The 20,023-nt window shown below is 48.8% G+C and carries 14 protein-coding genes; 5 read left to right on the top strand and 9 right to left on the bottom strand.

Features of this window, described 5'->3' with window-relative positions:
- The first annotated feature begins 195 nt into the window (after positions 1–195).
- From ACI1P2_RS15595 to ACI1P2_RS15580, 4 genes are all read left to right on the top strand, one after another.
- Positions 196–1,329, top strand: coding sequence for a betaine/proline/choline family ABC transporter ATP-binding protein (locus tag ACI1P2_RS15595; protein ID WP_355320766.1), 1,134 nt, complete (start codon positions 196–198; stop codon positions 1,327–1,329).
- The gene (locus tag ACI1P2_RS15590) at positions 1,326–1,982 is read left to right on the top strand and encodes an ABC transporter permease (RefSeq protein ID WP_355320765.1); all 657 of its coding nucleotides are present in this window, start codon (positions 1,326–1,328) and stop codon (positions 1,980–1,982) included. Before ACI1P2_RS15595 ends, ACI1P2_RS15590 begins: the two co-directional genes overlap by 4 nt.
- Before the next feature lie 32 nt (positions 1,983–2,014).
- On the top strand, positions 2,015–2,932 hold the full coding sequence (locus tag ACI1P2_RS15585) for a glycine betaine ABC transporter substrate-binding protein (protein WP_355320764.1): 918 nt from the start codon (positions 2,015–2,017) through the stop codon (positions 2,930–2,932).
- A gap of 266 nt (positions 2,933–3,198) precedes the next feature.
- Entirely contained in the window at positions 3,199–4,959 is a 1,761-nt protein-coding gene (locus tag ACI1P2_RS15580) for a methyl-accepting chemotaxis protein (protein ID WP_355320763.1), read from the top strand.
- Between the two features lie 83 nt (positions 4,960–5,042).
- Here the strand turns inward: ACI1P2_RS15580 and ACI1P2_RS15575 are convergent, their stop codons facing one another.
- From ACI1P2_RS15575 to ACI1P2_RS15540, 8 genes are all read right to left on the bottom strand, one after another.
- Entirely contained in the window at positions 5,043–6,815 is a 1,773-nt protein-coding gene (locus tag ACI1P2_RS15575) for an SgrR family transcriptional regulator (protein WP_355320762.1), read from the bottom strand.
- A 491-nt stretch (positions 6,816–7,306) separates the two neighbouring features.
- Entirely contained in the window at positions 7,307–8,449 is a 1,143-nt protein-coding gene (locus tag ACI1P2_RS15570) for a response regulator (protein WP_355320761.1), read from the bottom strand.
- A gap of 255 nt (positions 8,450–8,704) precedes the next feature.
- On the bottom strand, positions 8,705–10,354 hold the full coding sequence (locus ACI1P2_RS15565; RefSeq protein WP_355320760.1) for a PfaD family polyunsaturated fatty acid/polyketide biosynthesis protein: 1,650 nt from the start codon (positions 10,352–10,354) through the stop codon (positions 8,705–8,707).
- 5 nt (positions 10,355–10,359) lie between these two features.
- Positions 10,360–11,745, bottom strand: coding sequence for a hotdog family protein (locus ACI1P2_RS15560; protein ID WP_355320759.1), 1,386 nt, complete (start codon positions 11,743–11,745; stop codon positions 10,360–10,362).
- Positions 11,742–13,175: an SDR family oxidoreductase gene (locus ACI1P2_RS15555; RefSeq protein ID WP_355320758.1), complete on the bottom strand. Its 1,434-nt coding sequence runs from the start codon at positions 13,173–13,175 to the stop codon at positions 11,742–11,744. The genes ACI1P2_RS15560 and ACI1P2_RS15555 overlap by 4 nt, the downstream gene beginning before the upstream one ends.
- Before the next feature lie 89 nt (positions 13,176–13,264).
- The gene (locus ACI1P2_RS15550; RefSeq protein WP_355320757.1) at positions 13,265–14,017 is read right to left on the bottom strand and encodes a phosphopantetheine-binding protein; all 753 of its coding nucleotides are present in this window, start codon (positions 14,015–14,017) and stop codon (positions 13,265–13,267) included.
- 89 nt (positions 14,018–14,106) lie between these two features.
- On the bottom strand, positions 14,107–16,959 hold the full coding sequence (locus ACI1P2_RS15545) for a beta-ketoacyl synthase N-terminal-like domain-containing protein (protein WP_355320756.1): 2,853 nt from the start codon (positions 16,957–16,959) through the stop codon (positions 14,107–14,109).
- A 2-nt stretch (positions 16,960–16,961) separates the two neighbouring features.
- Positions 16,962–17,897: a class I SAM-dependent methyltransferase gene (locus ACI1P2_RS15540; protein WP_355320755.1), complete on the bottom strand. Its 936-nt coding sequence runs from the start codon at positions 17,895–17,897 to the stop codon at positions 16,962–16,964.
- A 491-nt stretch (positions 17,898–18,388) separates the two neighbouring features.
- On the opposite strand from ACI1P2_RS15540, the gene ACI1P2_RS15535 reads away from it, so the two are divergent.
- Positions 18,389–19,153: a 3-hydroxybutyrate dehydrogenase gene (locus ACI1P2_RS15535; protein ID WP_355320754.1), complete on the top strand. Its 765-nt coding sequence runs from the start codon at positions 18,389–18,391 to the stop codon at positions 19,151–19,153.
- 30 nt (positions 19,154–19,183) lie between these two features.
- Here the strand turns inward: ACI1P2_RS15535 and ACI1P2_RS15530 are convergent, their stop codons facing one another.
- On the bottom strand, positions 19,184–20,017 hold the full coding sequence (locus tag ACI1P2_RS15530; RefSeq protein ID WP_355320753.1) for a helix-turn-helix transcriptional regulator: 834 nt from the start codon (positions 20,015–20,017) through the stop codon (positions 19,184–19,186).
- Positions 20,018–20,023 lie beyond the last annotated feature (6 nt).

The raw sequence follows: 20,023 nt of genomic DNA, 5'->3' as shown, positions 1-20,023 counted from the left end.
TTCATAATCAGCGAAAAAGCAAATAAGACGATCCTGGAATTCTTAGAACAGGGTCGTTTTTTTGTGCGCAAAATTTAATTTACATTAATATACAAACAACTTATATTATTAATTTGGGTTGTCAGTATGGATGCTGCTTGTTATAATTACAAAAAATCAATTTTACACAAAGATTATTAAATGAAAGGGGTATTCATGCTTAAATTCGAACAGGTCAACAAGCAGTATTCCAACGGGTATCAGGCTGTCAAAAACATGAATTTTGAAATCTCTGCCGGTGAAATTCTGGTTCTCATCGGACCAAGCGGCTGCGGTAAAACGACTACAATGAAAATGATCAATCGTCTCGTGCCGCATACGTCAGGAACAATTTTTTTGAAAGGCAAGGACATTACGAAAGAGAACCCCGATCTACTCCGCAGAAATATTGGTTATGTCATTCAGCAAATCGGTTTATTCCCCCATTACACGATTGAAGACAATGTGGGACTGATTCCACAGCTCAAAGGCTGGGACGCGGCCAGAAAAAAGGAACGAGTCAACGAAATGCTTCGTCTGGTCGGGCTTGATCCTGCCGTGTTCGCCAAGCGTTATCCCAAACAGCTGTCCGGGGGCCAGCAGCAGCGCATCGGCGTTGCCAGGGCACTGGCGGCCGATCCTGAAATCGTGCTTATGGATGAGCCTTTCGGGGCACTTGATCCGATCACACGCGAGCAGCTGCAGGATGAGCTGCTGAGGCTGCAGCAGGAACTGCATAAAACGATTGTTTTTGTCACCCATGATATGGAGGAAGCTCTAAAGCTCGGCGACAAGATTGCCATTCTGAAAGATGGAGAACTGGTGCAATTGGATACACCGGATCAGATCCTGAGCCAGCCTGCCAACGATTTCGTAGAAAGCTTCATCGGTAAAAACCGCCTTTTTCAAAACCCCGAATTTATTCCGGTCACGGACGTCATGCGTACCAATCCATCCATAACCTATCCGGGACGTGCGCCAGGCAAGGCACTTACCTTTATGCGCCAACGCAGAACCGATACTCTGCTGGTTGTCAATGATTCGGGTAATCTGCTCGGTATTGTTTCGGCTTATGATATTTCCGCCAAAATAGAAGAAATCCGTACCATTGATGAGATCATGACACCGCTCGAAGCGGTGCTGAGGGATACGGCAACGGCAAGAGACGCGCTTGCGCTCATTACCGATGCGCCATTTGGTATTATTCCGGTTGTCACCGATGAGGGCAAAATTGCAGGTATTGTGACAAGAAGCAGTCTTCTGACCGCTTTTGCCTCCAAATGGGTCGGCGAGGGGGAGATTGCAAAATGAGAGATTTGACGTTATGGGAACAGATGCTGAGACAATTCGACAGCCGTAAGGAAGACCTGCTTCAGTCGCTTGGCGTGCACATCCAGCTGGTGCTGTTGTCCATGCTTCTGGCGGTCGTCATCGGTATTGCTCTGGGCATCCTGATCACACGTATGAAACCGTTGAAAGGCACTGTACTCGGGGTGGCCGGCATCCTGCAGACCATTCCCAGCTTGGCCATGCTTGGCTTCATGATTCCTTTATTCGGAATCGGTATGAAGACGGCAGTTGCCGCCCTCTTCCTCTATTCGCTGCTTCCCATCATCCGTAACACATACGCGGGCATCACCGATGTCGATAAGTCGATTGTGGAAGCCGCACGGGGGATGGGCATGAAAAGCTGGCAAATCTTATTCAAGGTGCAGCTGCCCCTGTCTTTTAGCGTGATCATGGCGGGAATTCGAACGGCGGCCGTGATCAATGTCGGGACGGCAACGCTGGCTGCTTTTATCGGAGCAGGAGGACTGGGTGAATTTATATTCCTCGGCATCCAAAGAAATATCGAGGCGCTCACACTGCTGGGTGCCATACCTGCGGCGCTGCTTGCGCTTCTCATGGATTATTTGCTCGGACTGCTTGAAAAAGCGACAACGCCGAAAGGACTCAAGGTCTAATTTCATAAGCTTTTACAAAAGGGAGGACAACTATGAACACGAAAATAAGAACGCTGTTGACCATGATTTTGACGTCTCTCATGCTTCTGCTTGCGGCCTGTGGTGGTTCAAGCGCTGCCAGCGACAAAACCGCAAACGGCGGCACCATCACCATCGGATCCAAAAACTTTACCGAAAACATACTGCTTGCGCATATGATAGCCGATTTAATTGAAGATAAAACAGATCTATCGGTCGTACGCAAAGTCAACCTGGGTGGTTCGAACGTTGCCTGGGGTGCACTTAAAAATAATGAAATCCAGCTGTATCCGGACTATACCGGCACAATTGTCGCCAACTACTATCAACAGGAGACGGGAACTTCCGAAGAGACACTTACAAAGACGAAAGAGCTTGTGGAGAAGGACGGACTGGAATTTTTGGCACCGTTCGGGTTTAACAATACGTATACACTGGCTGTAACGAAGGAAACGGCTGAGAAATATAATCTCAAAACCTTCAGTGATCTGGCAAAGGTGTCCCAGGGCCTCGTGCTCGGTGTTGAATTTGAATTTTTGGACCGGGAAGACGGGTATCCCGGCATTAAGAAGCTGTATGGCATGAACTTTAAAGATGCCAAAGGTATGGACCACGGCATCATGTATCGGTCGATCAGCGAAGGAGAAACAGACGTAACAAACGCCTATTCCACAGATGCTCAAATCGAAGCCCATAACCTGGTCATCCTGGAAGACGACAAGCAGTTCTTCCCTCCTTATGACGCGGGAACGGTCATTCGCAAGGATACGCTGGACCAATATCCGGAGCTGAAAGAAGTTCTTAACCAGCTCGGTGGGTCGATTTCAGAAGAAGATATGCAGAAGCTGAACGGGCAGGTTGATATCGAGGGACTCAAGGAAGAAGATGTTGCGCATGATTTTCTGGTTGAAAAAGGTTTGATCAGCGAGTAAAAAATAGCAAAACGATGAATAACGGGCGCCCGCTCTCGAGGGACCGCCCGTTTTTATATTCGGCTTGCAATGTTACGATGACTCTGAATTTTCATCTCCCCCACCTCGATCATACGGGCGAATTTGGCGGATAACATGAAAGTGCCGCTGATGAGGGCTTCATTTCCCGCCACGTTATTACGATATATGATATACAGCCTTTTTATTTGATTAACTACCATAGCGGTGGGATGAGTCTGTAAGTCAATATCTGAGGGGGAAATGCAGTGAAAACAAAGATAGGGTCCATCATGAAGTTGAGATCATTAAGAATGAAGCTAACCATATTGTGCTTGGTTATTTTAATTGTACCTACTCTCGTGATTGGGGCCAGCTCTTATTTAGGCTCCAAAAACGAAATGAATGAATCAGGCAAGGCGGCGCTTAAGCAAAGTGTGAATATGGTCATTGGCATGATTAATCTTCTCAACGAGCAAGTCGAGAACGGAGATTTAACATTGGAGCAGGCACAGGAAAAGCTGCGTGTTGAGCTCCTCGGCGCCAAAAATGCAGATAACAAACGACAGATAAAGAGTGAATATACTGTAGGAGAAACGGGTTACCCGTGGGCTGTTGGCAAGGATGCCGTTTCGGTGATGAACCCTTCAAATGAAGGCCAGAATTTGACAGATGTCGTAACGGAAGACGGTGTGTATCTGGGAAAAGAACTCGTTGAAGTCGGTACAAGCGGCGGCGGGTTTGTCACTTATAAATGGGCTTTGCCTGGTACAAATCAAGTGGAAACGAAAGTATCGTATGTTGAAATGGATCCCCATTGGGGATGGATTATCGGTTCCGGCGCATATCTAAGCGAGTTTAACAGTGGCGCGACCCAAGTCCTGTATCTTGTTCTGGTTATTGCGGCTGTTGCGGTTGTTCTGGGAGCAATTATCGTAAGCTTTGTTTCCGGGCGTTTTACGAAGCCTATTCTCCTGATCGCAAAGCGGCTTAACGCCGTTGCGGACGGTGATTTAACCGTCGAAGAGGTCAAATTGAAATCAAATGATGAGATTGGCGAGCTTGCACAGGACTTTAATCATATGATCAAAAATATAAGACATCTGATCCGTGAGGTAAATCTGTCCACAAAGCAGGTAGCTTCATCCTCAAAAGAATTGACCCTGGGAGCAGAGCACACCGGGCAGGCGACCGAGCATATCACCATCGCGATCCAGGAATCGGCAGCCGGTGCGAAGGAGCAGCAAGTGATGCTCCAGAAAACAACCAGCTCGCTGGAGGAAATTTCAATTGGAATGCAGCGGATCACGGAGAGCTCCTTGACCATAGCTGAATCGTCTGCAGATGCGATGGAAATGGCAAGCATTGGCGGAACTGCTGTACAGCATACTGTAAAACAAATGGGCCTGATCAACAATTCCGTAAATGAAACCGATGCGGTTATGAGACAGCTGGACGATCGTACCCAACAGATCGATACGATGCTGCATGCCATTACGGATATCGCAAAGCAGACCAACCTTCTTGCACTCAACGCTTCGATTGAGGCCGCCCGTGCCGGTGAAGAAGGCCGCGGTTTCTCCGTAGTTGCCGAAGAGGTGCGCAAGCTTGCGGAACAATCGAACCAGTCTTCCGAGCAGATTTCCCGGTTAATTCAGGACATGCGCATAGATATGGAACATTCGCTTAAGACCATGGAACGCGTAAAAGTGGATGTCGACTCCGGTATTCAAATTGCCAATGAGACAGAGCAGCAGTTCAACAAAATTGTGACTTCTACAAGTCACATCGCTCAGCAAACAGAGGAGCTGGCAAGCATCGCGCAGCAAATCACCGCAAGTGCCCAGGAAATATCGGCGAGCGGAGAAAACGTCTCGAGCCTGGCCGTTCAAGCGGCGGACAACTCGCAGAATATTGCGGCGTCCGCGGAAGAGCAGCTGGCTTCCATGCAGCAGATCACCAGCTTGGCTTCGACCCTGTCGGATATGTCACAGAAGCTGCAGGATCTGACGGTCAAATTTAAATACTAACATATCAACTGTCATTTACATTAAACTTCAACGCCTTCTTATCGTGAGATTAGATATTATTTCATGGTAAGAAGGCTGCTTTATTACTCCAACCAAACATTCTGAAAGTCGACCCAGCCGAGCGAGTTCAGGCTTACGCCGCGGACGGAAGGATGCATAAAGGTGCTTATCCGACGATGGTGCAGGAAGATCACCGTTGCCTTATCCCGAACGAGGTCTTCAATTTCCTTCAAATACATGCGTCTTTGATCCGTTGATTCGGCCGCAACCGCCTCATCAATCCGGCCGGTGATCCACTTCTTTCGCTCTTCGTCGAAATAAGAGTGCATAATGTAATCCCGGTGCTCATAAGCTTCGATTTCGCATACTTCATCTTCCGGGAACACGAGCCCCGAAATACAGAGGTCAGCATCGGACCACGACTCATAATCCACCGCTTCGACAGAGATTCCCCATTCGGAGAGCCTGTTCATGATCCATAAGCCATCTTCGCTATATTTTGGATGGCAGGCAAAACGAAGAACCTCCCCGGCGTAGCCCGACTCTTCCAATGCCCTGCGAATACGTTCGGGCCTCATGGGTTCAACCGTATGGGAACGGCTGGTTTCGGGACGGAACCCGAAAGCGGGAAGCACCCGTTCGCCGCCGAGCTCTGCAACCATTTCTCCGGGATGAAGTATCATTTTCACCGTTCTCCGCAAAGCTTCGGACTGCTGGAGACCCTCGCGGGAAACGTTCCAGATCAACATGGTGCAGCCCTGACACAGCTTCTCGATTTCCTGCCAGGCCTCCCCCTTAGCATAAGAGTACATCCGCATCGTATCCATACTGTGATGAACCTTTGCATTTTCTTCCACTTCAAGGGCGCAGTCTTTCGGTAAAATCACGATATCTACACTATCCAGGTAGGGCCGGCCCTGAAAATAAGCATCAAAAGCGGCAAGCTCAATTCGCCCTGTTGTCCAGGAGATCAATCTAAAAGCTCCCGTTCCCACCGGGAGGCTCCAATAATCCTCCTCCTCCATACCGGCAAATCCGTAGGGAAGAATGGAAGCTGCCGCAGAGCACATGAAGCGGTCAAAGATCCGGTTAGGCCGACTAAGCTTCACACGGAGCGTCCGGGGCCCCATCGTCTCAATACTTTCGACTCCCCGCATCAGCCAGCTGTTGGCCGGTCCGTTCTGGAGCCGCTCAAGCGTAAACTTTACATCTCGGGAAGTCATTTCCTGGCCATTATGAAAACGCACCCCTTTGCGCAGGTGAAACGTCCATTCCGTCGCATTGCTATTGGAGCTCCATGCATGGGCTAACATGGGCACAATCGAGCCCTGCTGCATATCAAACCTGAGTAACCGGTCAAAAATTTGACGGATCAAATGCGAATCAAATGAATACAAAAGCTCGGCGGGATCAAGCGTCAGCGGCTGCTTCAATACCGGGAACACGAGTGTATCCCGGGGATGCTGACCTTCTCCCGCTTCCCCCTTTTTATAGCCGAATTGCTTATCCAGCCATTCCAGAAACTTGGGTTTGGCAAACGTTCCGGTAGCATGTAATCCGATCAGATCAAATGCCCGCTTATAATTCCCCTCTTCAACCAGGCTTTGTGAAAACTCCATTAAGTAGGCCTCTTTGTCCATCTTAAAGGCAATTCTGGACCGGTTACCCCTCCCCCGACCAGGGAACCAATCAATAAGCTGCTCACTCCGGAGCTTTGCAAGAATGAGTTTGGCATTACGCGGGGTGCAATAAAGTGCTTCAGACAGCTGCTCCAGCTTCACTTCTACAGGATCCCCCAGTTCCGTATCTCTTCCAAAACGCTCAAACAGCAGCAGGTATCTCTCATCCAGCAGCATAATCCCCTCCCCCTTTCGATCACATGACAATAAAAGAGGAAATACCTTGGCGCAAGTATACGCTTTTTATCCCCTTTTGAATAGAGCATAATGGGGTTAGACAAAAAACAAACAAAAAAAACCATCATAAGAACTGGTGTTTGAGGAGGGTAAACATGCTTGAACAAGATTATATAAATGAAAAGTTGATGGAATACCGGCAAGCCCGGCAGATGCGGAAATACGGTTTGACCGGGGAACCAGCGTCGAGCAAAACTACAGCTAATCAGCTACTCCCCACCAAACGGACTTCATGGGTTTTATCGGTATGGGCGAGCCTGGGGAAACGGAAAAGCGGAAAACCGTCCCTCTGAGGAGACGGTTTTTTTTCGTTAGCACTTCTAATAGCAGAAAAGCTCCAAGCCAACTGAGTAACTAATTTAGACTAATGGTTTATAAGGTCGGTGATCTTTTTGGTTAATATCACCAAGGAGGGGTGACGGATGTCTCGCTTATCCCTGTATAGAAAATTTCACTCTTGTCTGCTTCCAGCTGTGATACCAATCATCAATGTACGGACTGGGGCGCTCACTTAATTCTTCCTGCAGCACCTTGACCAGAAGCCGATATTGCCGATCTACCGCGATATGATTGCCGATAGACGCATAAATACTTATTAAGGCAAAGTGTGCTTCTTCCGCCTGTGGTTCCCGATTGCATATCTCCTGGTACCACCCGACCGCCTTCTCTATATAATGTGCATTCTGATACCACCTGGCCATCAATAGCGCCGTGTTCAGCCATAACATCTTAAGCCGGTGACGCTCACCTTCCGCCCACCAAAAATCATACTCCTGAAGGTAATCCCCTGTGTACAGCCTCATGGTTTGTTCATAGTATTTAATGGTTTCATCACTGATTGGGGGGGCTGAGTTTATCCTACGCTCCCAATCCTTTGCGTCCACTATAACGTTATGCAACTTCAGGATATAGCCATCCGTATGTCTCTCAATCTGTAACCGTTCCCTGTAAGGTTCTAACGTTCTCCTCACCTGATACACGGTGGAGTATAATTGCGATGAAACCTTGTATGAGTCATATTCCGGCCACAGCAAATCAAGCAGCACGGATTTGCGCACCAATTGCCCCCGGTGCTGCAGTAAGTATAAAAACATTTCCTGCGCTTTCGTTGTCCGCCAATGAAACATGGTATCTTCGTTTTTTGCTGAAATTGTGACCTGTTGAAATACATGAAGCATTATGGGCTCGTCTATGCGACGGACATGAACACTCGAACGATCCTCCCCTTGGATCCGTTGTAATGTTTTCGTCAAACGTACCGAACAAGCCGGTTTAAGGATGTAATCGACTGCGTTAAGTTCAAATGCTTTTATTGCATATTCATAATAAGCGGTGACAAAAACAAATTTCTGGCTGGGCTTAACCTCTAAAATCTGCTCCGCTAATTGTACCCCATTCATTGTTCCTAAATTTACATCCAGAAAAACAACATCTACCTCATCGCTTAGAGCTCTGGCCTTTCCTAGCAGAGGATTCAGGTACTTGCCAACAATTGTAACATTTGCCATTTCCAAAAGTTGCTCCTCAAGGTAATCCAACGCGAAGCGATCATTATCTAGAAGTATTACGTTCATCAGCAGTTCTCCCCTGTAAGCTTTTGTAATACGACAGAAACATAGTTGCCAACCTCTGTTGCTCACCCATTTCATGCACTGCAAATGTCGCCAGGATTTTTCAAGATGCGAAGGCGTATCCAAAATCTTCCTCTGTTATTGCAATAATATAGAATATCTTTAAAAATCACAATAAATTTGTCTAAGATTAGCGGGAACAAGGTCTCAGCGATGGAGCCGATATTGTTGGGGTAACAATTCATCGGTATTCCGGGTTCATACGGACATTGGCCTTGGGTAAAAATTAAATGCTCCCGGAACTACGGCAATGCCATATGTACGTAATTGATGGGCTCGGGTGATGACAGCAGCTCCCTCCATCATATTCAATGCGATTGGCACGACACCACGGTTCGCTGGATCTTCCAAAAATGAACCTGCTGCCCAGGCATTAAATGCCCCGATCGCCGGACCGCACCAGATTTGATAGTCCAGTCTGCGCTCCGCTGTTCCCTGAATGGCCCATCGGCTCGCATGTCCCAAATACCAACGAAAAACAAGCGCCATCCGATGCTTGGCATCTTTTTGGGCTCTGACTAACTGCTGGGGGTCCCTATTCTGAAAAAAGCGTTCTGTTTCGTCCCAAATCTGTTCCAGAGAGTCTTGAAAAATTTCCTTCTCCAGCTTCGCCCGTTGGTCCAAGGGTATGGATTCAAGGGATTCAAATTGCCGATACACTTCGAATAAACGATGCGCCCGCCCACTGAACATGGTCCCTCGCTTAAGCACCTGCACCTTGACTCCCATTTCAAACATATCCGCTGACGGAGCCATGGTGACATCGGCCAAATCCGCCTTGGCCAGCATTTGCTTGCCCGCATCGGACAAACCCGATTCCAGCGACGCTTGATTAATCGAGCCTGTAACAATATACGCTGCACCTAAAGCAAAAGCGGCCGCAGCGGCGGCAGGGGTGCCAATTCCCCCTGCTGCTCCCACCCGAATAGACCGGTCATATCCATAAAAGGCCATTAATTCATCGCGTAAAGCTGCAATGGTTGAGAATAATGTGCCCAGGGGCCTGTTATCGGTATGTCCGCCTGAATCCGCTTCAACCGTTATATCTTCTGACACCGGAATACGGCTTGCCAGCCGGGCTTCCTCGGCTGTGAGTTTTCCGCTCCTGACAAGACTCAGCAGAATATGCTCAGGTGCCGGTGACATGAACAGCTTCGCAATTTCGGGACGGGAAATTTTCGCAAATACATGATTCAGCCGCACAATATGCCCGTTTTCATTCAATCGCAATCCGCTGCACGCATACCGGACGATACTCGGTGTCAGACTCATAAATGCCGATGCTGACATACGAGTAACACCAAGTTTAAGATACAAGTCGACATTCGTTTCTTCCGTATCCGTCTCGCTTGGGCTGTGAATCAAATTCACGCCCCATGGCAGTCCAAGCGGTTCAAGCCCGGCTTTCAATTCGTCAATGGCTTGTGCGACACGCTGTGGAGATAACCCGGCAGATCCAAAAAAACCGAGCATCCCCGCTTTTGCTGCGGCTATAACCATGGCAGTGGTTGCAAGCCCGTTGGCCATTTCACCGACGACATATGGAAAGCGCAAACCATGGGTCTGCAAAAATGAACGATCCCCCAGCCATTCCGGATAAATGGCCGGCAAGGAGGCAATCAGCGGATAGATTCCCTCCTGACCAACATGTGAACTATGGTGTATACTTCCTCCGAAGGCTACCCCCCGTGATCCGTTTGGGCCGCCACCCACGATATGGATCGGTTCGCGAATTCTGGAGACCGTGCTTTTTATGTCCTCTGGATCAAAGAGCGGGGATTCACCAGCGCTTTGCCAGCCTCCAATTACACCCTCTGCATTCCAATTTCCTGCAGATTGCTGCTTCATACCGCTCATCCCTCTCTTTGATCTTCCATTTTGACGAGGTGCAATCCCATTCTTCGGCAATAACAAGCTTTTAAACCATCCACAGTGACCAACAAATCCGCATATAACCTGGGCTCATCTCCACCATGAACCTCTTCGACAAATACCTCATAGATAATTTCTTTAGCGGTTGGAGGGGCTTGTCCCCGCAACTGCAGATCATACAGCACCTCAGGAATGGGATCAAAGCGATACCCATCCTTATCCAACGTAAACCCAAGTCCAGCGAGATAGAACGCCATCGCTTGCAGACAGCCTTCAAATTGCAGCATGCCCGGCATCACTGGATCGTTATGGAAATGACATAAGAAAAACCATTCATTAGGCTGAATTGCTTTTTTCGCCTTTAAGTAGCCTTTCCCCCAAGGTCCCCCTTGCGGATCAAAGCATTGCACTTCATCCATCATGAGCATGTTTCCCGCTTGAATACGCGGTGATCTTGTGTGTGTAGAAGCCGCTTCATATCCGGTTCCGAAGCATTCAGCAGTACGTCCTTTGGCGAATAAGCTTACTTGTTCCTTGGAGAATGAACGATGTTCGCAAACCACAACTGGAGCATCCCGTCTGGCATCTGCATGAAACCGTGCAGTTTCAGCATCCCAGTTCACACCACGGGATCCAAGCAATTCAGCTGCAGTGAAGAAACCGACCTGTCCTTTTCGCATTGTGAACCGTTTCTGTCCTGCGGCATAACAGTCGGTGTGGAAAGAGGTAATCCAGGTACCACCATTATGGGCGTGGGCATCTACAGTAAGTTCAGATGTAATTGTCGTATTATGCTTAACAAGCGATTCATGAAACATGAACTCACAGCCTAAGAGCCGTAAATTACGGTTCCCTTTATTGTGTGACTCGATCCCCAGCCAGGACATAAGAAGGCCAACGGGATTGGCCACCCCTTCAATCATGAGGCCTGCGGGCATACAACCATCATGCAGAAACCATGAGTCTCCCGAAACATCGATTTCAGACCAGATCTTGCCCAAGCCAAGAGAGCCCGGCTCACCTTCCATTCCGAGAACCCGATCAGCGAATAACAGCGGGGGTTTGGGCATTCGAACTTGATGAGCATACTTGTCCTGTGCTTCGAATCGGCTTCCTAATATGCCGGAAACCTTGCCAGACGCCAACACCTCAAGTTCAGCCCGGGAGAATGAAGGCCCCACAGGCCGAAACGGATGTGAACGCTCACTTGTTCCTGCGGATTTAGACAAAGCGGCGGTCATTTCCTTAAGAGCCAGTTCCCTCTGCTGTAAAAACTGCAGATGAAGCTCCCCTTGTTGAGTTTGATAATCCCTATGCGTTTGAACAAGCTGATTGTGATAATTCATAACGGTTCGCTGAAAGCTCATGTCTGTCCTCCCATCAGGCCTTGGCCAGCTCTATCACCGGTAATAACCACTTCTATTTGCTCCCGATCGCCGAATAACAGCTCCTCAACAAAGGCACGAGCCCCCTGTTCAATCGGAATGAGGTTGACTCCCCTTTCAGTAAAATGTGTCCGCAGACTCGGGGTCACCATCCCTCCATCCCAGGCTCCCCAGTTGAAAGATTTGACCAGACAGCCAACTCCGCGTTGTGCTGCCTGGGCTGCCGCGACTTTATTCAAAATCTCGTTTGCCATCGCATAATCACATTGCCCTATATTCCCTGCTCTCGCAGCAATAGATGAAAATAAGACAATCATATCCAACGGGTCCTGTTGGGTTGCAGCCAATAAATTACGCAGCCCTTCTACCTTGGTGCGAAATACGAGATCGAAATTTTCGGGTGTTTTGTCGGCAATCCTTTTATCAGCCAGAACGCCCGCACCGTGAATAATGCCTGTAATCTGCCCCCATTCCCGGCGCACTTCCGATAAAGTATGGACTAATGACTGTTGATCCTGAATATCAACTGCATAGTAGCTTGCATGAGAACCTGATTTTTTTAAAGTATACAAGGTCTCTTTGATTTCCCTATTGGCAAGAATTTCCTGAGCGCGCGTTGACAGTTCTCCCGGTGTAATTTTCTGCCCGTTGGCCTTATATGAATCAAACAGGATTTGTCTAAGCTCGGCTTCCGAATTGGCATGTTTACAGATGGCCGGTTCCTCCGTCAAAGCTGTGCGGCCCAGCAACACAAATCGCAGAGATACGGTTTCAGCGAGTGCTTGCAATGCGGCAGCCGTAACACCGCGGGCCCCGCCCGTGACAATGACTACACCCTTTTGATTTAAAACCCGCATAGATGCGGATTTGGGGAGCGAAGCAGGCTCGGCATGAACGGTCATACGTGGTTCATTCACCCGCAACCCCACCTCGACTTCCGGCCCTCCCCAAAGCAGCTCAACCATAATCGCATCAGCGGCCTGTTCCTTGGTAAGAGCGGTCATTTCCAAATCAATGGCTTTAACCGAAGCTTTCGGCCATTCCAAAGCAGCTGTCTTGACCAGGCCCGACAACCCGCCTGTCCAGGCTTGTTGTAACTCTATACCGCGTAGGCCAAAGGAGCCGCCTGTACTCTGCACGGTTACGAAAAGTCCGCCACGAGCCGTAAGCTGTTGAGCTACTGACTTCGCTGCGGCAAAAGCTTCATAATTGACAGCTAACGCCTCTGACTCCGTTACCAAATTTCGTAAACCTCCGAGGAACACAACCCCGGACGCATGATTTGGCACTCTGCCAACAACCTCAGCCTGAATACCATGAGCCTTGAGTTTGTTAGCGAGTAATGGGGCGATGCCTGTTTCATCATCCGTGATGGCCAAGACACCCTCCACCATGAAACTTAAGGCCTTCATCGCAAAGCCTGTTGCTGGTGCCTTTTGCAGGCTTAAACAAAAACGTCCAAGCGGCTGAACCGGCGAATCCGAAACTGACGATTCAACCGTTACGACTTTTTTTCAAAGCTGCGCTCCACGTAGTCTGCAATTTCTCCCAGGGTCCGGCGGACAGCCAATTCATTGGCATTTATTTGGATACCGGTTGGCAGTTGGTCCTGGAGGGCGGAAAAAATCTCCACACGTTTAATAGAATCAATGCCGAGCTCGGATTCCATTTCCATCGATAGATCAAGCATCTCCATTGGATATCCGGTTTTGTCGGAGACGATATCAAGTAATAATTGTGCTGCGTTTTGTGTGGCTGCATTTGGTTGCTGCTGAAGGTCAATTTGTGGTGGTTTACCGATGATCGATTCATCAGATTGCATGCCGGATGGCATAACTGCAGAAGGTGTGGCGGGCTGTTCCGAAGGTTGACTGGCAGGCTGTACCTCAGCAATCTGCTCCAGTTCAGGAGCGGCTGCAATAGGATGGACTCGATCCGGCTCATTTGGCGCATGATGATGAGGAAGCTCAGTAATTTCAGGGTTTTGCAGGGGCTTGGGCTGTTCATCAATAACTGCTTCTCGCGCAGCCGAGTGTTGATTGCTTGCGGTCGATTCTCCTGAGATTAATCTAGTGAGGTTTGTAAATGTTGCCTCAGCTGCGCGAAGAAACGCAGCATGTCCGGTCGCCATGAATTGTTGGTGTGCAATATGGGCGTCTGCGGTTTGCTTTTGCAGCTCCTGAAAGGTGTGAAGCAAGGCACTGTACTCAGAATTGACTTGGGCCAACATGTGATTTCCCGCTTGGTTTGTCATAGGTATTCCTCCTAGGTTCAGTAACTTTTTGTATTGTCGTTTTCGGTAAAAACTCGGGTCACTGCGGGTATTTCTCCACTTTTTCCGGATCAGGCTTTGGCAACGCTGGTCGTGCCCCCAAGAGGAGGATATGGTTTTTTGTAGCCTGAACCGTTAATTTTCACACTCATACGCGGCTTCTTCTTCGTTTCCGGTTCAGTTTCATCGGGCACAGCCTCTTCCCGGAGTGCTTCATAATCCAATGTCAATCCGGCAGCGGCTAATTTCCCCAGTGCGTTCCACAACATGGTCACTCCATGCTGGCCTTTGCGGTCCATACATACTGCCGTGACCTGCCGGTCCTTGAAGGTTTGTTCGACCAAACCTGTCAGAACACCGCCCGGCCCTACCTCGATGAAGGTTCGCACCCCATCTTCATACATGGACTGCAGCTGCTGCTCAAATAATACCGGTTTGGCAATTTGCTGCGCGATCGTTTCACGGATCACCTCTGCATCCGAAGAGAATAGTTCTCCTGTCATGTTCGAATATACTTTGGTATCAGGTATTTGAAACGGATATTTTCGCAAGCTTTCCAGGAAGGGTGCAACGGATGATTCCACCACAGAAGAATGGAACGCAGTTGCTACATGTAAACGTCTGTACTGAATGTTCTTCTGCGCCAAGTACAATTCAAGCCGCTCGACCTCATCTGTCCGGCCGGACACCACGAGCTGTGCCGGACTATTATAATTGGCGATGACAACATTCAAATGGTTGATGCGGATCAGCTCTGCCACGGATGCTTTATCGCCGAACACAGCGCTCATGGCACCCGGAATGGTTGCGGCTTGCGCCATTAATTCTCCCCGCGTGCGTGCAATTTCAATGAGAGCAGTTTCGTCTATAACACCGGCTGCACACAAAGCAGTCAGCTCGCCAAAGCTATGCCCACCCATAACATCAGCTTTGAGTCCCACAGCCCGCAGCACGCCAAGTGCTGCTAAGGATGCTGTGCCTAGGGCAGGCTGCGCCCACTCCGTTTGCAGCAATACATCCGTTTGTGCTTTACGCTCTTCATCTGTAAACCTTGGAATCGGATACACGACCTGGTGAAGTCTAGTGTCAGTCCCGGTAAAGGAAATATTGGCCGAACGGTCCCAAACCAGTCTTGCCTGGTCATACCCCATAACCAGATCAGCCCCCATGTTGACATATTGGCTGCCTTGGCCAGGGAACAGGAATGCGATACGGCCGTATGATGGGCTCGAATTTGCGAAGTGCATACCCATGATTGAAAAACTGCTGTTTGTCTCCATGAGTGCAACTGCCTTGTGGAGCTTGGCGCTTAAATCGCTGCCGCCTGCGGAGATTACAGCTAACCTTAATCGCTTGCCAGGGTCAAAATTCTTCTGTGATTGACGGGCGGCGGCCACCCAGGTTTTGCCGTCAAGAGAAAGCTCGGCCACCTGGCGGCATTCAGACAGAAGCTCCTCCAGCAGATCAGCGCTAAACAGGAATAACTCTGTCGGAAAAGACCTCACCTTCTCAGCCCTCTTTCCAGGACCGGAATATTCCTCGAGCGTAACGTGAAAATTAGTCCCGCCAAACCCAAAGGAACTTACAGATGCCCGCCGTGGATGCAATCCGTCCCGAATCCAGGGCCGGGTCATCGTATTTAAATAAAACGGGCTTGTTTCGATCCCCAGCTTGGGATTGGGACGTTCGATCTTAATCGTGGGCGGCAGAACTTTATGATGCAAAGCCATAACCGCCTTGATCAAACCTGCGGCACCCGCAGCAGCTTTGGTGTGGCCAATCTGGGACTTGACCGATCCAATTGCACACCATGGCGCCGAAGCTGCCTCCTGCTGCATAAAAGCAAGCTTCAAGCCCTCGAATTCGGTAACATCGCCTGCTTTTGTTCCCGTCCCGTGCGCTTCCATTAATTCGACGGTTTGCGGGGAATATCCAGCCTCTTTATAAGCTCGCCGCAATGCCTTCACCTGGCCTTCTGCTACAGGAGCATACACACTTTTGGAATTTCCGTCAGAAGATGTGCCCACTCCTTTTATGACAGCATAAATTTTATCCCCATCACGCTCCGCATCGGCCAGCCGCTTGAGTGCAACCATCCCGATTCCCTCTCCAAGGATTGTGCCGTCCGCAGCCTCCGAAAAAGGACGACAATCCCCGGTAGGCGATAGTGCGGGAGTCTTGCTGAAGCACATATATGCAAAAATGTTGTTCATCGCATCAACGCCGCCTGTAATCACCATATCCGATTTTCCTGCTGCCAGCTCCATAATAGACATGGAAAGCGCTGATAAGGAACTGGCGCAGGCAGCATCGACGATGCAGTTGGTTCCGCCCAAATTGAGCCGATTCGCGATGCGGCCGGCAACAACGTTGCCAAGCAATCCAGGGAATGTATTTTCCTGCCACGGCACATAAGAAGCCGCAATGCGATCACAGATCGCATCGATCTGTGACTCCGGCAATCCGCTCTCACGCAATGCCCTGGCCCATACTGGACGCTGCAGCCTGGAAGCCATGTCGCAAGCCAATGAGGCTGTCCAGGAACCGAGAATAACGCTGATGCGCTCGCGGTCCATATGTTGGAACTGTCCGCGTGCAGCATCGTGCAGCACCTGATTGGCCACAATCAAGGCTAATAACTGACTCGGATCAGTGGCTGGAAGATTAAGGGGAGGGAGCGCATACTCCAATGTATCAAAGTCAACATCCCCCAAAAATGCCCCTCTTTTGCAATAGGTTTTATCCATAGCAGCAGGATCAGGATCATAATAATCCTCGACCAGCCAGTGTGTAGGGGGAACTTCCTGAATCAAGTCCGTTCCAGCGAGTATATCCTTCCAAAAACCATTAACATCCGTCGATCCCGGAAACAGAGCACTAACTCCAACAACTGCGATATTACATGGATTGTGCTGATCTGACATGACTAACCACCACCCACTTTCTCAATTTCCATAAAAATAATAACCTGGTTTTTTTCCACGAACATTTCCACATCATGAATGCTTTCTTGCGGTATTAGTTCGATTAACTCTTGCATTTGGTCCTTATCGCGATAAATAAGCCACCAATCCATCACAGCTTCCATATAAGCAATAGAGGGAGTATCCGGAAGATAGTTCGCTATCAGCAATCGGCCTCCCGGATTGAGTAAATTAAATAGTTTGCTGGTTATTTTTTTCGCAAGGCTGTCTGGCAGATAATCATATAAACCGGCGGTATAAATAAAATCGAACGTAGGGAGAGGCACGGTATCACTAATAATGTCGAGTAAAGAGGCATGGATCGTTTCTCCAAAATCCTTTATTTGTTCGGCAACGACAGAAAGAGCTTCCTCATCCTGATCCATAGCGACAAATTTTCCTATTTTTCTGTTTTTAACCGCCAAACTATCCAACGCTTCCCGCAAATAGCCGCAAGCGACCGAGAGGATATAGGGATTCGCAACCCGGTCTGCAGTTTGATTAATCTTTCTGGAAAGAATACGTTTTCTTTCACGAACAGCATGGCTTGCATGGCTTATACGGTTAAGCTCGCAGTTTAAAATTTCGGAAATCTCGGTTGATCTGGCGGTAGGTGGTGCTGATTTATCATGGTCATATAAAAAGTCGATCATTTCGGGATCGCCTGCATAACCACGCGGTTTCTCAAATGCCCGGCGGGTTAGCGGCTCCTGTAGGAAAAAACGGCTTACTGCATGTTCACGATATTGGGTGATGAATTGCTTCCATTCTTCTGCTGAAGAATGTGAACGTATGTGGCTTAATCCATCATAAAGGGTAGTAAATGCATCAGAGTATTGGCATTGACTGATTTTTGTTTCTAATTGATCCAGCAAATTGCTTTTATTCGATTGATCCATATTGTGGTCAAACCTCCGCAGAAAGCTTTTAACGGACCTCGATTACGTCCACGCAACCACTCCCAGTCCCCCCTTTAACAATTCAGAGCTGATTCGCACCACATAACAACTATAAAACAACAAATTTCACTTTATTACCTAGTCTTTCGACAATACACCTGCATGCATAACTTAGGCATAACAAAATGATAAATCTTCCATCTGTACAACATCTATACAATATCTATACAAATTCTGAACAGAATTTTCTGTTAAAACCCGCCCACGTTCAACATACGGCGAACCTCTGAAATGATAGAGTAATCCTGAACCGGGAGGCTTCCTTATAAACATATCAAAGACAATCCGACTATAACTAAACTCTGTTCAGATATTGTATAGATGGTCCAATTACGATGTTGCTATGCCTGCATAAGAAGAAAACGATATTTAAACCGGAGCCGATATCATTTCAGAATAGGCTATTTTACAAGAATTGGAGGAAATGCGGAATGTCATTTCAAGGGGAAAGAACAGTTATCGTCACAGGCGCCGCTCGCGGCATTGGTTATGCTATTGCCGAAGCATTTGTCAAAAATGGTGACTTCGTCGCGGTTGGCGATTTGAATCTGGAAGGTGCGGCTGGCCGTATCCATGATTTCGGAGACCGGGCAAAAGGTTACGAAGTAAATGTCGGAGATCCGGAATCCGTACAGCTTTTTGTCCAACAGGTGGCAGCAGATCGGGGTAACGTCCACGTTCTGGTCAACAATGCAGGCTTGCAGCACATTGACAAAGTAGAGGATTTTCCAATTGAAAAATGGAACCAACTGATTAATGTCATGCTGACCGGGCCCTTCTTGTTAACGAAGTACGTGGTTCCTTTAATGAAAAAACAACAATATGGAAGAATTATCAATATCTCATCTGTTCATGGGAAAATGGCTTCCCCTTATAAATCTGCCTATGTGTCTGCAAAACACGGTGTTGTGGGCCTAACGCGTACAGTAGCGCTTGAAACGGTAAACGAGGGAATTACGGTCAACGCTATTTTGCCGGCTGCTGTCAGAACGGAATTGGTCATGCAGCAACTGGCCAATTTAGCTAAAGAAGACGGGATCACGGAGGAGGAAGCTCTCCATAAACATCTTTTGGGCAGACAGCCTCTGCAGCGTTTTGTGGAAACATCTGAGGTTGCTGCGGCTGCCATCTATCTTGCTTCCGATGCGGCCGCCGCTATAACCGGTCAAACGCTGAGCGTATCCGCGGGTGTGTAATATTTGTGGAGGCTTTCAACGCACCTATGCTTATGTCGACGCACATTTCGCCAGCTTCTCCTCAGTTCCGGTACCGGCCATCGGCGTATAGACACAGCAGTGAAATTCCTCGTTGCCGTTGATATGGCCAAAGGTGTTGATTTCAAAGGATAATGCACCAAAGTCCGGGTGATTAAGCAGAAAAGGCTGCGACTTCTTCTCTTTGACATCGTGATGATCCCAAAGTGCCGCAAATTCTGGACTTTTTGCGGAAAGCCTTTGGGCAAACTCCTCATACCACGCGTCCCCCTTCGATTGCCCATAATACGAGCGGAGAATGGCAGCACTGTATCCGGTAAACTCTTCCCAGTTCAAGACGCGGTCCCGCAAATACGGGTTCATGAAGAGAGACCAGGTCATGTTGCGCCCCATCGCAGGGTCTTCCAGAAAGTCATACAGAAGGCGGGGCGCCTGGCGATTCCAGGCGATGATTTCGGTACGGCGATTGACAATGATGGCGGGATACAGCAGCTGGTCAATGATCTTCTGCAGTCCGGGTTCAAGCGGCGAGGAAAGCACTTGTTCGGGCCAGTCCGGCAGATCTCCAAATCCCGATAGCCGCATAACATGCAGCTTCTCGTCGGGGGACAGGAGCAGTGCTCTCGCGATATTCTCCATCACTTCCCTAGAAGCAGTCACGTCTCTTCCCTGCTCCAGCCACGTATACCAGGTGGTGCTGACATTCGCGATTTCCGCCACTTCTTCCCTGCGAAGTCCGGGCGTTCTCCTTCTGCCGTATCCCCCGCTGATGCCGACATCCTCCGGCTGAAGCCTTTCCCTGCGTGATTTTAAAAATTCCCCGAGCAAATTCCGGGTTTGTGTCATAAAAAA

Source organism: Paenibacillus jiangxiensis (genome assembly GCF_046098255.1).
Taxonomy (GTDB): Bacteria; Bacillota; Bacilli; order Paenibacillales; family Paenibacillaceae; genus Paenibacillus; species Paenibacillus jiagnxiensis.
Note: the sequence above shows the minus strand (reverse complement) of the source record. Positions and strands in the feature narration are given on the sequence as shown.

Bases quoted from the DNA above. Each gene is read 5' to 3' on its own strand.
- ACI1P2_RS15595 (WP_355320766.1), top strand. From the start codon at position 196: ATGCTTAAATTCGAACAGGTCAACAAGCAGTATTCCAACGGGTATCAG.
- ACI1P2_RS15590 (WP_355320765.1), top strand. From the start codon at position 1,326: ATGAGAGATTTGACGTTATGGGAACAGATGCTGAGACAATTCGACAGC.
- ACI1P2_RS15585 (WP_355320764.1), top strand. From the start codon at position 2,015: ATGAACACGAAAATAAGAACGCTGTTGACCATGATTTTGACGTCTCTC.
- ACI1P2_RS15575 (WP_355320762.1), bottom strand. From the start codon at position 6,815: ATGCTGCTGGATGAGAGATACCTGCTGCTGTTTGAGCGTTTTGGAAGA.
- ACI1P2_RS15570 (WP_355320761.1), bottom strand. From the start codon at position 8,449: ATGAACGTAATACTTCTAGATAATGATCGCTTCGCGTTGGATTACCTT.
- ACI1P2_RS15565 (WP_355320760.1), bottom strand. From the start codon at position 10,354: ATGAAGCAGCAATCTGCAGGAAATTGGAATGCAGAGGGTGTAATTGGA.
- ACI1P2_RS15560 (WP_355320759.1), bottom strand. From the start codon at position 11,745: ATGAGCTTTCAGCGAACCGTTATGAATTATCACAATCAGCTTGTTCAA.
- ACI1P2_RS15555 (WP_355320758.1), bottom strand. From the start codon at position 13,175: ATGAAGGCCTTAAGTTTCATGGTGGAGGGTGTCTTGGCCATCACGGAT.
- ACI1P2_RS15550 (WP_355320757.1), bottom strand. From the start codon at position 14,017: ATGACAAACCAAGCGGGAAATCACATGTTGGCCCAAGTCAATTCTGAG.
- ACI1P2_RS15545 (WP_355320756.1), bottom strand. From the start codon at position 16,959: ATGTCAGATCAGCACAATCCATGTAATATCGCAGTTGTTGGAGTTAGT.
- ACI1P2_RS15540 (WP_355320755.1), bottom strand. From the start codon at position 17,897: ATGGATCAATCGAATAAAAGCAATTTGCTGGATCAATTAGAAACAAAA.
- ACI1P2_RS15535 (WP_355320754.1), top strand. From the start codon at position 18,389: ATGTCATTTCAAGGGGAAAGAACAGTTATCGTCACAGGCGCCGCTCGC.
- ACI1P2_RS15530 (WP_355320753.1), bottom strand. From the start codon at position 20,017: ATGACACAAACCCGGAATTTGCTCGGGGAATTTTTAAAATCACGCAGG.